We start from the raw sequence: 14,602 nt of genomic DNA on the forward strand, positions 1-14,602 counted from the left end.
GGTGACAGAAATGCCTGAATTACCAGAAGTAGAAACAGTGAAACGGACGTTAGCAGAATTAGTAATAGAAGAAACCATTGAATCAGTTGAAGTAGGCTGGCCAAAGATGATTAAACATCCCGATGATGTTCAGGAATTTAAGATAATGTTAGCAGGACAGACGATTAGATCCATTGCAAGAAGAGGAAAGTTTCTACTCATATACTTGGATGATTATACATTGGTTTCTCATTTGAGGATGGAAGGGAAATATGGAGTTTATCCATGTGAGGAAGAAGTAGCGCCACATACTCATGTACGTTTTCGCTTTAAGAGTGGAAAGGAATTAAGATATGGAGATGTCAGGAAATTTGGAACGATGCACTTGTTTCCGATTGGAACTGAATTAGAGAGACTGCCATTGTCCCAGCTAGGACCAGAACCATTGACGAGTGAATTTTCCAAGGAAGACTTATTTACTAGACTGCACCGCACGAACCGGGCAGTAAAATCAGCACTGTTGGATCAGACGATTTTAGTAGGACTAGGCAATATTTATGTTGATGAAGCACTCTTTCAAGCAAGAATCCATCCTGAGAAACCAGCTAGTAATGTAACCATTGCAGAATGTGAACGATTATACATTGCGATTAGAGGCACCCTTCAGGCAGCTGTTGATATGGGAGGTTCTTCAATAAAGTCTTATGTCAACGGACAAGGTCAAATGGGAATGTTTCAGCAAAGCCTTCATGTTTACGGACGTAAGGGAGAACCGTGTCATGATTGCGATACTTCGATCATAAGGACTGTGGTTGGAGGCAGAGGTACGCATACGTGTCCAAGCTGCCAGCCGAGTTAATTTTAAGCAAAACGTGCTTGTAGCTAATTAAAGTAAAATTTAGTTCCTTTATAAATTCATTTACGCCCAAGTACATTGGATGGGCTCCTGCCATATACTAACGTAGCTTAGTACTTAGTATGCGAAAGGAGTTCTTACCATGGTTGAATGGTTGCCCATTTTAATATTAGCATTTGCAGTTAGTTTGGATAGCTTCGGGGTAGGCGTAACATACGGATTGAGAAAGATGAAACTACCGTTTATCTCCATACTATCTATAATGGGATGTTCCGCAGCCTCTGTGTTATTAGCAATGTGGGTCGGAGTAAGTCTTGGTGGCTATTTGTCTGTAGCAGCTGCGGAAAGACTTGGAGGATTTCTTTTAATAGGAATTGGGATGTTTGCAATGTTCCAAGTTTTTCGACATCATTTGGTCAGTAAGAAAAAAGGTATTAGTGAAGAGAAGATGGTCGTGAATGTTGAATTAAAACAGTTGGGTATTGTTATCCGTATTTTACGTAAACCTATGGAAGCAGATTTAGATGATTCGGGCTCCATTACCGGGGCTGAAGCCGTTCTTTTAGGGATCGCTCTATCATTGGATGCTTTTGGTGCAGGGTTAGGTGCGGCTTTGCTTGGTGTGTCTCCACTCATATTAGCTGTAAGTGTAGCGTTCATGTGCGGGTTATTCTTAACTTTAGGGAAACTAAGTGGCGAAAAACTAATGACCTCTTCCAACATAAATGGACTTACCTTTTTACCAGGCCTTTTACTTATCATTCTTGGGCTTTGGAAAATATAGACCTAGTTAAAAACTAAGGAGGAAAGGCATTATGATAATTGGGTTAACGGGTGGAATTGCGACCGGTAAAAGTACCGTATCAAACCTCTTCAAAAAAGAAGGAATCCCGGTTATTGATGCGGATTTAGTAGCCCGGGAAGTAGTTACTCCCGGAAAAGAGGCCTATGAGGAGATTGTTTTAGCATTTGGACAGGAAATCTTAAAAGAAGATAAAACGATTGACCGTGCAAAACTAGGTGAAATCGTTTTTAAAAACGATGATATGAGAAAAAAGTTAAACGAGATCGTCCATCCTTCTGTTCGAGCCAACATGAAAGATCAAGCGGAACAATTAGAGCGAAAGGGATATCCTATTATTATTTTAGATATCCCTTTGCTTATTGAAAGTAACCTGTTTTATTTAACAGATAAAGTAGTGCTTGTGTTTGTTCCGGAAGAAATCCAACGGACAAGATTGGAAGAGCGAAACAATTACACAGAAGAAGAGGCTAACCACCGAATACGATCTCAAATTCCAATAACGGAAAAAAAGAAAGATGACCGTATATCATATATTATTGATAATTCAGGAAGTTTCTCTGAAACAGAGCTTCAAGTGAAGAAATTTTTACATAAGTTGCAGAAAGGAGAGGGCTAATTAGCTTTCTCCTTTTTTCATTATTTAGGCTACTAGTTTGAAAAAATATCGTTCACGGTTTTTTTTTCTGAAATAAACAATTATTTTAAAACAAAACAATTATATAGAAAAGAATAAATTAAAACAAACAAAATGGCAGATTTTTAATAATATATGTTATACTAAAAAGCAGTAATTAGGTAATTAGTATAACATATATAATTCGGAGGGATGCTTAATGATTCGTGTTGCTATTAATGGATTTGGAAGAATAGGTCGTATGGTTTTTCGGAAGTGCTCTGAAGAAAGTGGGATTGAGGTTGTAGCAATAAATGCTCTATATCCTGCAGAAACGTTGGTGCATTTAATTAAATATGATACGGTGCATGGTCCGTTTAAGAAGAATATCGAGAGAGATGGAGAGCACCTTTTACTAAATGGCTGCCGTATCAATCTCAGCCAAAACAGAGATCCAAGAGAATTACCATGGAGAGAGTTAGACATAGATATTGTAATTGAAGCGACGGGGATGTTTACGACGAAAAAAGATGCTGCTATGCATATTGAAGCAGGGGCTAAGAAAATCATCATAACCGCACCTAGTAAAGATGAAGATCTGACAATTGTTTTTGGAGTGAATCATCAAGACTACTTGCCTTATCGGCATCATATAGTATCTAATGCTTCTTGTACGACAAACTGCCTTGCACCTGTAGTAAACGTGTTAAATGATGCTTTTGAAATTGAGTCTGGAATGATGACAACTATTCATTCCTATACAAATGATCAACGGAATATTGACAATCCACACAAGGATCTAAGAAGAGCTCGGGCATGTGGTCAGTCGATCATCCCTACGACTACTGGAGCTGCAAAAGCAATTGGTAAGGTTCTCCCTGCCATGTCAGGGAAACTTCATGGTATGGCATTACGAGTACCGACTCCAAATGTATCGTTAGTTGACTTAGTGGTAAACGTTAACAAAAAGACATCTGCACAAGAGGTGAACGAAGTCTTGAGAGCAGCAGCTGAAGATTCAATGAAAGGTATTATGTCTTTTACAGATGAGCCACTAGTTTCTACAGATTTTAATGGAAATGAGCATTCCTCCATTGTTGATGGTCTTAGCACGATAATGCATGATAAAACTCTAAAAGTTCTGGCATGGTATGATAATGAATGGGGATACTCGTGTAGAATTGTTGATTTAACAAAATATATTGGGAATAGCCTCCAATTAAAATCTAAAAATTACGTTTCTTAACGCCTTTAATCGTTACAAAAGGATCTATTTTCTCCTTTTCTGTAAAAAAATCATTTGCAAAAGACCTTCAAACAAAGTATAATTTCATCCGTGAACTTCGTTTTTAAAGTAACAGAAGGGATCTGGATTACTTAAAGGGTTAGGACCTCTCTGGACTAACTTTCCCCCAGTAATATTGATTCCTGCATGTATTTGAAGGCATGATTTTTTAATATGGAAAAGGGGGATTTATAATGGAAACAATGGGCCGTCACATTATCGCAGAATTATGGGGTTGTGACATAGATAAATTAAATAACATTGAGTATATCGAAAGATTATTCGTTGATGCAGCTTTAGAAGCGGGCGCCGAGGTAAGGGAAGTGGCATTTCATAAATTTGCTCCTTATGGAGTAAGTGGAGTTGTCATTATTAGTGAATCACATTTAACAATTCACAGTTTTCCGGAGCACGGTTACGCTAGTATAGATGTATATACGTGTGGAGATCGAATAGATCCAAATATAGCTTCCGAATACATTTCCAAAGCTTTAAGTGCAAAAACAACCGAAGTTGTAGAGGTGCCAAGAGGCATGGGCCCAATTCGAGTTGGAGAAAGCAAAGTAGTGCAAGCTTATTCTTAATTAAAAACGGCGCTTTGTTCGTAAATGGACAAGGCGTTGTTTTTTTGTTGAAAGGTAAGAAATTCTAAATAAAAGACGCTACGCGTTTTTCACATTCTATATAAATATCCTAGTTTTCGACACTATCGGGAAAAATAGTATCTCATTCATAATAACTACCATGACAATGTATACATTTTCAATTGAAGATTTCCTTATTTCTTGCTATGCTTAAGGTGATAAGGTGGGATGATAAATGGGTTTTAAAGACACAATAAATAAGATTTTCAGTTCGGGTACGGAAACAAAAGAAAACCATTTTGATGAAACACTGAAAACGCACTATTATAAAACGACAAAGGATAAAGTTATAAAAGAATTAGAGGTAATGTTTGGTGCCAAGCAAGGCTATGAAGTTACTTCTATTTCAGAGGAACATGGGGAAGTCATCGTTCGTATCAAAAAAGGCAAAAAAGCATTTATGGTTGTCACAGTGATCATGGTTCGACCTTTCAGGACCGCCATTGATTTTTCTGTATCTACGGATACCATCATATTTACTGATTTTGGTTACAGTGGTAAATTGATTCGGGAATTATATAAGGAACTTGATTCAAGGTTGCCTTTCGTTGGGACAAGTCTAGGAGACAAATTAACCAAGGAGTAAGACAGTGATAGAAACGAGGTGTGTGCCACATGAAATGTCCTAGTTGCCAACACAATGGAACAAGGGTTTTAGACTCAAGACCAAGTGATGAGAGCCGTTCGATTCGACGCCGGAGAGAGTGTGAGGACTGTGGCTATCGTTTTACTACATTCGAAAGAGTGGAACAAACACCTTTAATTGTCGTGAAAAAAGATGGAAACAGAGAAGAATACAATCGTGAAAAGCTATTAAGAGGTTTGATTCGTGCTTGTGAAAAACGTCCGGTTCCTTTGGAGAAACTGGAAATTATTGCTGAAGATGTTGAAAGAGATCTTCGTAATCAAGGATATTCTGAAGTTAGCAGTCATCAGATTGGCGAAAAAGTAATGGAGTTTTTAGTAGTTATTGATGATGTGGCTTATGTCAGGTTCGCCTCCGTTTACCGTCAGTTTAAAGACATAAACGTATTTGTTGATGAATTAAAAGATCTTATTGACCGTGAAAATAAGAAATAGATTCATTAGAATGGAGCATAAAAGCTCCATTTTTCGCTACTTTAACATAATTTATCATGAACAGAGCCTTTAAAAGGATTAGGTGAAATAACAATGCATTGGAAAGAGGTATTGCCTTCAAATCGTTATATTGCTTTTATGAGAGATAGTATACATACATGGGATCATGATGTATTAACGTTACTTTACCAGCCACTAATTGGTTCTGTAGCTTATAGCTTGTATATGACTCTTTCTTTAGACGTGCAAAAACAGGCTGATAAAAAAATCGAAAGAACTCATAAGTCTTTAATGACCTTTACAGGACAGCACTTGGACCTTCTTTTTTCAGAACGAAAGAAATTAGAAGCGTTAGGATTATTAACCGTTTTCCGGAAGAAAGAAGAGGAAGAATATGTTTATTATTATTATATTCATTCACCTATGAATCCGGCAGCGTTTTTTCATGATGACCTCTTAAGTGTTTTTCTTTATAATAAAATTGGCAGTAAGGAACAATATCGTGAATTGCGGGCGTATTTTCAAATAAATGATGTAGTGACAGAAGGGTTAGAAAACGTGACGCAAGGTTTTAATCAAGTTTTCACCTCGATCCACCCATCAGAAATAAGAAGTGGATCTTCGGAAATGAGTGATAATCTTTTCTCTGAGGTGCCATTATTAGGACAAAATAGTGAAAAACCCTCTTATTCTATGTCAGAGGAAGAATTTGATTTTCAACAATTACTAGCATATTTGCCTACTTTTGTTCCAAAGGAAGAAGTAGAGAAAGAAACCAGTCAACGGTTAATCTATCAATTAGCCTTTATGTATAAATTAGAGCCCAGGGATATGGCGAATATGGTTCAAGATGCGATGTTGCATACGGATCAATTAGATGTGGAACAGTTGCGGGAACAGGCGAAGCGCAGGTATCGTATGAACGAAAAGGATGAACCGCCACGGTTAGGTTTAAGGAAACAAAGTGACACGGAAAAAAGCTTCACGGGACCTCCTAAAACGCAGGAAGAGCATACTATCCTCTATTTTGAATCAACGGCGCCGATCGAATATTTAGAAGAATTAAATGATGGAGCGAAGATCTACGAAGGTGACATGGATATTATTGAAAAGCTGATCTTTGAATATAAGCTATCTCCAGGTGTTGTTAACGTATTGCTAGATTATATTTTCAGGGTGAATGATCAAAAACTATCTAAAGCTCTTGCCTTCAAGATAGCTAATCATTGGAAACGAAAAAAGATTCGTACAGTGAAGGAAGCAATGGAACTGGCTAAAAAAGAAAATCAAAAAAGCAAAGAGTTTAAAAAGAATCCTCAACCTGCTTATGCTAATAAAACAGCCTATGCGGGAGCGGTAAAACAAGAACCTCTTCCGAAATGGATGAAAGATGAAGAAGGTTGGCAAAAGAACCAAGGTTCAGATGAAGACTTGGAAAAGGCAAAGCAGGAAGCCGCGAAATTTCGTGAAATGTTAAAAAAGAAGAAGCAGCAAAAGGGGGAATCGTAAATGGATTCCATTGAGCAGTCAATAAAACAGTTTTCAGGTGGCCGTTTTGAAAAACGATTTGAACAACTGAAGAAGAATACGTTGCAAAACCATCGTATTAAATTATTTCTCGATAAAAATCCGGAAATGACTAATGAAAATATAGAAAAAGGAATCAACGAACTTTATCAATTTACTCAACAGTGGAACAACTGTGATCAATGTCCCGGACTAGACGCCTGTCCAAACTTAATTCAAGGATTTCAACCAGATTTGAATGTTTACCGCGGGGAAATTCAAAATCAATATAAACCTTGTTCATTGAAGAAAAAAGATGAGGAGCGAAAGAGACAAGCTTCCTTTGTGCAAAGTCTTTACCTACCGAAAGAAATGACGCAAGTAAGCTTCGATGATTTTCATGAAGACAATTCATCGAGGACAAACGCTTTTACAAAGGCGATGGCTTTTTGTGCATCAGTCGATCCTGGCGAAGACGGTCAAGGCCTTTATATTCATGGACCATTTGGTGTGGGAAAAACATTTCTTGTCGGAGCAATCGCTAATTATTTAGCCGACGAAGAAGTAACAACGATGATTGTGTATACGCCGGACTTTTTTCGTGAACTGAAAAATGGGATTTCTGATGGTTCATACCAAGGGAAAATGGATATGGTCAAGAGAGCACCTGTTCTAATTATGGATGATATTGGTGCGGAAACCATGTCAAACTGGATCCGAGATGATATTTTAGGGGCTATACTACAGTTCCGGATGATGGAAAAACTCCCGACAATCTTTACGTCAAACTTTGATTTAAGTGAATTAGAGATACATCTCTCTTCCACGCAAAGAGGTGGCGTTGAAAAAGTTGATCAATTAAAGGCGAGACGTATTTTAGAACGCGTAAAACATTTAAATGAAGTAATTGATATGAAAGGCGAAAACAAGCGGAATCAACGATAAATCCGAGCTAAGTGAAAGGCAAGTCGATCAGTTTTACCTTGAATGAGATTAAAATTACAACTTCTAAGAGGGCAAAATTAAAGCAAAAATACCCAGTTTTATGTTACGATAAAACAATAGTGTACAGTTTTGAGAATGGAGGAATAAAATGAGTGTTGATCAAATTCTCGATCGAGCCCGACAGGGAAAACGTATTTCTGTCGAAGATGCAGTAGAACTTTATGATAGTGATGAGGTAGAAAAAATAGGTGAAGTTGCCAATGAAATGATGTTAAAGTGGCATCCGGAACCGGTTACAACGTTTGTCATTGGACGGAACGTTAACTATACGAATTTATGTGATACTTATTGTCGCTTTTGTGCCTTTTACCGTCCTCCTGGTTCAAAAGAAGGATATGTTCTAGATAATGAAGAAATATTTAATAAAATTCAGGAAACAAAAGATGTGAATGGAACGGAAATTCTCATGCAAGGTGGGACAAATCCAAATCTTCCATTTAGTTATTATACAGACCTTCTTCGAGAAATAAAAAAGAGGTTTGACATTACAATGCATTCTTTCTCACCAGCTGAAATCAGAAAAATGGCTGATGTATCTGATTTGCCAATTGAAAAGGTATTGCAAGAACTTCACGATGCAGGCCTTGATTCGGTTCCAGGTGGAGGTGCAGAAATACTTGATAACCGCACAAGACGTCGGATTAGTCGTTTAAAAGGTACGTGGGAAGAATGGATTGAAACGATGAAGCTGGTAAAAAAAGTCGGCATGCACGGGACTGCAACAATGGTCATTGGATTCGGTGAAACGTCTGAAGAAAGAGCCTTACACCTTCAACGTGTCCGGGATGCACAAGATGAGACTGATTGCTTCCTAGCATTTATTTCTTGGACGTTCCAGTCAGAGAATACAAACATGAAAGGTGAAAAAGTTACCTCTCGTGAATACTTAAAGAATTTAGCTATATCCCGAATTTTCTTAGATAATGTTGCTAATTTCCAATCGTCTTGGGTAACTATGGGTCCTGAAACAGGAAAAACATCCCTTTCTTATGGATGTAATGATTTTGGTAGCACGATGATGGAAGAAAATGTTGTTTCCGCTGCCGGGGCAACACATAAAGTTGACACTAATTTGATTCTTCGATTAATCCGTGAAGCTGGCAAAGTTCCTGCACAGCGAGATACAAAGTATAATACTCTCCATGTATTCGAAGAGGATGAAAAAGTTGAGAAAGACTTTGTTATGCAAAATTAGAACATATTTTATACTTAAAACACAAACACAAACACAACCTCAGCTTCACCGGGGTTGTGTTTTTTTATGGTGCAAAAGGTTGTTACTTTCACTAGAATCGGCTGCTCTATTTTATTTTAAAACTTTCAATTCATAATTAATCCCAAGAACCATATACATGTAATAGATATTACTAAAGAGTTGAACTGCATCAAGAAAAACACCCGGACGATCAACTCTTAATGTGTGATTTGACTGGGAGGGGCTGCTGTTGTTAACGATTGATTTCCAAGATTCACATATAGGTGAATCTTTTTACGAACAACTTCGACATTCGTTATCTATTTTAGGGGGAAAAGGCAAAAGCGAGAAGATCGTAGATTACCAGTATAATCGAAAAAACGGTACTGCAGCTCTTATACTATCAGGACTTCAGGACTTACACCTAGATAAGAAACATCATATAATTGCAATATTAACAAATGTGACTGTCGCTACTTATTTCTCGAAGTGGCTCGAAGAATGTTTACGTGAATCATTTTATTACGAAGACAAGGAAGAGATTCAATCTATTGTTGAAACTGCTAAACTGATTTTTTTCCCTGGACTTGAAACAAAAATGATTTTACTTCCTTTTACCTTTTATCAATGGCAACAAGAAATTTATAAGCAGATATCACCTTTTATTGAGGAAGATATTTCTTTCTCATTTGATTCCTTGATAGCATTTAGATTATTAAATGCTAAAGAGAAATTATTAGATGTGGTAGAGATTGCTATTGATGAATACAAAATGGAGTTAGAATATCAGTCCATGGTTCAACGATGTCGAGACGTATTAAAAGAGCAAAAGTCCAAAGTTGAAGCTGTATATGTTCACCTGAAAGACGGGGTAGAATTCTACGACGAAGAAAAGAAGAAGTTATCCCTTCAACAAATTTACAAATGGCTTCATGCAGAAACAGCATTTGAGAAATCATTGCCTTATCAAGAACGCATGATTGGACCATTAGTTAGTATGGCTCCAAATAAGATTTATTTATTTGCACAGGATATAGAAGACGATCTCTACCATACACTGAGAAATATATTTGAAGAACGAATTGTACTAATGAACAGGTGGCCATTTGATTTTTCTGATAAGAAGATTAGAGGATTATAGTTTAAGTGACTATAAAAAGTAAAATAATTTATATTTAAGAGAAAAGAATTTATAAAATTAGCAGCTACCTTCAACACCGCGCGTATCAAGGGAAACCCACCCTTGCTACTTAAAAGATGGCGGTGGAAGCTGACGCTGTATTTAATAAAAGACGGGTATGCCGTTTTTCTTAGGTTGATTTTCTTATGTGACATCATTATAATACTATCCATAAGCATACAGTATAAAAGTGTAGACGAGGACATGAGATATGGAATTAACTTTGCAGAGAAGGAAGCCTAGGCTGAAAGTTTCCTAAGTATAAACCATGACTTACCACCTCCGAGCTCAATGTGGAACGGATAACAAAAATATCTTAGTAAACGTTGACGGATTCCCCGTTATGGATTGAAACGAAGCTGAAAACTGCCAATTTTTAAAGGTGTTTTCAGGAAAAAGGGTGGAACCACGGTTACACACTCGTCCCTTATTTTATTAAGGGACGAGTGTTTTTTGTTATGCTCGAAGAATATCGGCCCAATGTGAATTCTACAGTTTGAAGGAGAGAATTAAAATGGCAGAAGTAAAAGAAAAAATCCTGTTAACGTTTCCTGACGGAGCAACGAAAGAATTTGATAAGGGGATAACAACAGAGGATATTGCCGCATCGATTTCACCTGGTCTAAAGAAAAACGCTTTAGCTGGAAAAGTAAACGGAAAACACATTGATTTTAAAGCACCAATTAATGAAGATGCGAAAGTCGAAATCATTACTAACGATTCCAAAGATGGTATCGACATTCTTAGACACAGTACTGCTCACTTGATGGCTCAAGCAATAAAAAGACTATTTAGTGATGTAAAGCTAGGTGTCGGACCAGTCATTGAAGAGGGATTCTATTATGATATAGATATGGAACAGCCATTGACTCCGGAAGATCTTCCAAAAATCGAAAAAGAAATGAAGCGGATTATGGAAGAAAATCTGGAAATAAATCGTGTGGAAGTAACACGAGAAGAAGCGAAGAAACGTTTCGAGGAAATCGGAGACGATTTAAAGCTGGAACTACTAGAAGATATCCCTGAGGGGGACACAATCAGTATTTATGAGCAAGGAGAATTTTTTGACTTGTGCCGTGGTGTTCATGTACCTTCTACAAGTAAATTAAAGAAATTCAAATTGATGCAAATTAATGGTGCTTATTGGCGTGGAGATAGTAAAAATAAAATGCTTCAGCGTATTTATGGGACAGCATTTCCGAAACAAAAACAAGTAGATGATTACTTACAGCTTTTAGAAGAACGGAAAGAGCGAGATCACCGTAAGTTAGGAAAAGAGTTAGGGATTTTTGCAGTCAGTCAAAAAGTAGGACAAGGATTACCATTGTGGCTTCCTAAAGGTGCTACAATCAGACGGACAGTAGAGCGATATATTGTAGATATCGAAGAACGTCTAGGTTATGACCACGTGTATACTCCTGTTTTGGGAAGTGTTGACCTATATAAAACATCTGGCCATTGGGATCACTATCAAGAGGATATGTTCCCAGTGTTAGAAATGGACAATGAGGACCTGGTGTTACGCCCAATGAACTGTCCCCATCATATGATGATTTATAAAAATCAAAAGCATAGCTATCGAAACTTGCCGTTAAGAATTGCCGAGTTAGGTACGATGCACCGACACGAGATGTCAGGTGCACTGGCTGGTCTTCAGCGAGTTCGGGCGATGACGTTAAATGACGCCCATATCTTTTGTCGTCCTGACCAGTTAAAAGAGGAATTTATTCGAGTCGTCGAATTAATACAAGCAGTTTATGAGGACTTCGGTATTAAAGACTATTATTTCCGTTTGTCTTACCGCGATGCAGAGGATAAAGAAAAGTATGTAGATAATGATGAAATGTGGGATAAGGCTCAAACAATGTTGAAAGAAGCCGTTGATGATATGGGAGTAGAGTATGTGGAAGCAGAAGGCGAAGCGGCTTTTTATGGACCAAAGTTAGATGTTCAAGTGAAGACAGCGCTAGGAAAAGATGAGACATTATCAACGGTTCAAATGGATTTCCATTTACCAAACCGTTTTGACTTAACTTATGTAGGAGAAGATGGTAAGGATCACCGTCCGGTTGTTATACACCGGGGAGTTGTTTCAACGATGGAACGGTTTGTTGCCTTTTTAATTGAAGAGTATAAAGGAGCGTTCCCAACTTGGTTAGCACCTGTGCAGGTTCAAGCAATTCCGGTTAGTGATGTACACATGGATTATGTGCGAAAAGTTGAAGCAGAACTGAAAGAAGCTGGCGTTCGTGTGAAAATAGATGTTAGAGAAGAAAAATTAGGATATAAAATCCGTGAAGCACAAATGCAGAAAATTCCTTATCTACTCGTATTGGGGGATAAAGAAATTGAAGCAAATGGTGTAAATGTCAGACGATACGGTCAACAGAAAACGGAAGAAGTCACTTTAGACCAATTCATTCATCAAATAAAAGAAGATATCTCGCAACGATCAAGATAATTTCAAAAGTAGGAGGGTGTGTTACAACGCTAAAAAGCGTTTGGCATGACCTCCTCTTATTTTTAAATGACATTAAGCAACAAAATAAATACAAAAGACTGCTTCTAAGTTTTAACCTACACAAATGAGAAATAGTGTGTTAGAGTAGTTAAGGGTTACAGGATGTACAATATTCTTTATTGACACAATATTAGCCATGTGATATATTATTCAAGTGAACATTATAAGGGAAACAAAGCAAGAAGAGGCGCCCGCTTCTCACCTGATCGACAATTGCGTTGGCAGGTCACGATTTTTTTACAAACACGTACGTAGAAGTGTGGGCGAATGACACCCACGCTTTTTTTTGTGTCATCAAATAGGTTAAAGCCTAGTTTGGTGGTAGAGGAACAGCTTGCTTTGATCCGCAAATATCATGGAGGTGGCTGAATATTAGTAAGGATATGTTCGTAAACGAAAACATTCGCGCTCGCGAGGTACGTTTAATCGGTGCAGACGGAGATCAAATTGGTGTTAAGACGAAACAAGAAGCTCTTGACATGGCCAGAAATGCTGATTTAGATTTAGTAATGGTCGCTCCTAACGCAAAGCCCCCCGTTTGTAGGGTTATGGACTACGGGAAACATCGTTTCGAGCAACAAAAGAAAGAAAAAGAAGCTCGTAAAAATCAAGTAGTTATTAACTTGAAAGAGGTTCGCTTAAGTCCAAATATTGAAGAGCACGACTTCAACACGAAGCTTCGAAATGCTCGTAAATTCTTGACTAAAGGGGACAAAGTAAAAGCAGCAATCCGTTTCCGCGGACGTGCTATTACTCACTCAGATTTAGGTCGCAAAGTTCTTATTCGTCTTGCTGAGCAATGTGAAGACATTTCTACGATCGAATCAAAACCAAAGATGGAAGGTAGAAGTATGTTTCTCATACTTGCACCGACTGCTCAAAAATAGATCGATCAGGATGGAACTATTTAAGGGAAGTCCCAAGACAACAACACCGACCGGAGATTCACCAACAACTACAACGAATACTCGGACAGGAGGAAATTCAACATGCCTAAAATGAAAACCCACCGTGGTGCAGCAAAACGCTTTAAAAAGACAGGTTCTGGTAAACTAAAACGCGGTCATGCTTTCACAAGCCACTTGGCTGCTAATAAGTCTCAAAAGCAAAAGCGTAAGCTTCGCAAATCAGGACTTGTAAGCAAAGGTGACCAAAAACGCATTGGACAAATGATCTAATAAGAGTTGTTAGTACAAGATAAAAAACATTTTATCTGTATAGGACATTCTTTTCAAGACTGATATAAACACTACTAAGAAATTGAACTTAAAAGGAGGGATTACGATGGCTAGAGTAAAAGGCGGATATGTAGCCCGTCGTCGTCGTAAAAGAGTTTTAAAACTTGCAAAAGGTTATGTAGGTTCTAAACATAGATTATTTAAAACAGCACAAGGACAGGTAATGAAGTCCTTTTTATATGCTTACCGTGATCGTCGTCAAAAGAAACGTGACTTCCGTAAGCTTTGGATTACTCGTATTAACGCAGCAGCTCGTATAAATGGTCTTTCATACAGCCGTTTAATGCATGGTTTAAAACTTGCTGAAATTGATATGAACCGTAAAATGCTAGCAGAATTAGCAGTAAATGATGAGCAAGCATTTGCAAGTATTGCTGAAGCAGCAAAAGCAAAATTAAATTAATCTAATAATGGATTACTGGGGGACTAAAAAGATATTTTCATTTATCTTTTTAGTCCTCTTTTTAGTAAGTGATTTATAAGATTATCGTTTTTTAGATATTTTCTTTGAACAGAGAGGCCCGAATTCGCTCTAGGCGGACGCTTTCCGCGGGCAATGCTTCAGCCTCCTCGGGAAAAAGAACCGTGTCTCTTCCTCTGCTAGTAGCGCTCTGAAGCGACATCCGTCGAGACAACTCGAAGCATATTTGTGAAGTAACGCTCGTCCCTGTGGGGTCTTCACCTATTGCTTTTCC

The 14,602-nt window shown here is 37.8% G+C and carries 15 protein-coding genes and 1 other annotated feature; all 15 genes read left to right on the forward strand.

Annotation, left to right across the window (positions count from 1 at the left end; genetic code table 11):
- Positions 1-10 precede the first annotated feature (10 nt).
- Positions 11-838 carry a DNA-formamidopyrimidine glycosylase gene (mutM, locus tag ACHABW_RS05775; protein ID WP_435754461.1) on the forward strand — a complete coding sequence of 276 codons (828 nt, stop codon included), beginning with the start codon at positions 11-13 and terminating at the stop codon, positions 836-838.
- A gap of 139 nt (positions 839-977) precedes the next feature.
- Positions 978-1,619: a sporulation membrane protein YtaF gene (gene ytaF, locus ACHABW_RS05780; RefSeq protein WP_435754462.1), complete on the forward strand. Its 642-nt coding sequence runs from the start codon at positions 978-980 to the stop codon at positions 1,617-1,619.
- A gap of 31 nt (positions 1,620-1,650) precedes the next feature.
- Positions 1,651-2,256 (forward strand): dephospho-CoA kinase, encoded by a 606-nt coding sequence (gene coaE, locus ACHABW_RS05785; protein ID WP_435754463.1) that lies wholly within the window; start codon positions 1,651-1,653, stop codon positions 2,254-2,256.
- A 217-nt stretch (positions 2,257-2,473) separates the two neighbouring features.
- Positions 2,474-3,499 (forward strand): glyceraldehyde-3-phosphate dehydrogenase, encoded by a 1,026-nt coding sequence (locus tag ACHABW_RS05790; protein WP_435754464.1) that lies wholly within the window; start codon positions 2,474-2,476, stop codon positions 3,497-3,499.
- Between the two features lie 233 nt (positions 3,500-3,732).
- Positions 3,733-4,122, forward strand: a complete 390-nt coding sequence (gene speD / locus ACHABW_RS05795; RefSeq protein WP_110934889.1) for an adenosylmethionine decarboxylase — start codon at positions 3,733-3,735, stop codon at positions 4,120-4,122.
- A gap of 235 nt (positions 4,123-4,357) precedes the next feature.
- The gene (locus ACHABW_RS05800; RefSeq protein ID WP_435754465.1) at positions 4,358-4,768 is read left to right on the forward strand and encodes a DUF1499 domain-containing protein; all 411 of its coding nucleotides are present in this window, start codon (positions 4,358-4,360) and stop codon (positions 4,766-4,768) included.
- 29 nt (positions 4,769-4,797) lie between these two features.
- The gene (gene nrdR / locus ACHABW_RS05805) at positions 4,798-5,262 is read left to right on the forward strand and encodes a transcriptional regulator NrdR (protein ID WP_110934891.1); all 465 of its coding nucleotides are present in this window, start codon (positions 4,798-4,800) and stop codon (positions 5,260-5,262) included.
- A 93-nt stretch (positions 5,263-5,355) separates the two neighbouring features.
- Positions 5,356-6,771, forward strand: coding sequence for a replication initiation and membrane attachment family protein (locus tag ACHABW_RS05810; protein WP_435754466.1), 1,416 nt, complete (start codon positions 5,356-5,358; stop codon positions 6,769-6,771).
- Positions 6,772-7,713, forward strand: coding sequence for a primosomal protein DnaI (gene dnaI, locus ACHABW_RS05815; RefSeq protein WP_435754467.1), 942 nt, complete (start codon positions 6,772-6,774; stop codon positions 7,711-7,713).
- A 148-nt stretch (positions 7,714-7,861) separates the two neighbouring features.
- A complete protein-coding gene (gene mqnC, locus ACHABW_RS05820) occupies positions 7,862-8,968 on the forward strand; it encodes a cyclic dehypoxanthinyl futalosine synthase (protein WP_435754468.1) in 1,107 nt (368 codons plus the stop codon).
- Between the two features lie 250 nt (positions 8,969-9,218).
- A complete protein-coding gene (gene ytxC / locus ACHABW_RS05825) occupies positions 9,219-10,109 on the forward strand; it encodes a sporulation protein YtxC (protein ID WP_435754469.1) in 891 nt (296 codons plus the stop codon).
- Between the two features lie 553 nt (positions 10,110-10,662).
- Positions 10,663-12,609 (forward strand): threonine--tRNA ligase, encoded by a 1,947-nt coding sequence (gene thrS / locus ACHABW_RS05830; RefSeq protein WP_435754470.1) that lies wholly within the window; start codon positions 10,663-10,665, stop codon positions 12,607-12,609.
- Positions 12,610-12,842: 233 nt separating this feature from the next.
- Positions 12,843-12,961: a sequence feature (ribosomal protein L20 leader region), on the forward strand.
- A 91-nt stretch (positions 12,962-13,052) separates the two neighbouring features.
- A complete protein-coding gene (gene infC / locus ACHABW_RS05835) occupies positions 13,053-13,556 on the forward strand; it encodes a translation initiation factor IF-3 (protein ID WP_110934898.1) in 504 nt (167 codons plus the stop codon).
- 102 nt (positions 13,557-13,658) lie between these two features.
- On the forward strand, positions 13,659-13,847 hold the full coding sequence (gene rpmI, locus ACHABW_RS05840; RefSeq protein ID WP_110934899.1) for a 50S ribosomal protein L35: 189 nt from the start codon (positions 13,659-13,661) through the stop codon (positions 13,845-13,847).
- 106 nt (positions 13,848-13,953) lie between these two features.
- Entirely contained in the window at positions 13,954-14,310 is a 357-nt protein-coding gene (gene rplT, locus ACHABW_RS05845) for a 50S ribosomal protein L20 (RefSeq protein ID WP_110934900.1), read from the forward strand.
- Positions 14,311-14,602: the final 292 nt, after the last annotated feature.

Source organism: Salipaludibacillus sp. CF4.18, from assembly GCF_051262595.1.
In the GTDB taxonomy this organism is placed as follows: Bacteria; Bacillota; Bacilli; order Bacillales; family Salisediminibacteriaceae; genus Salipaludibacillus; species Salipaludibacillus neizhouensis.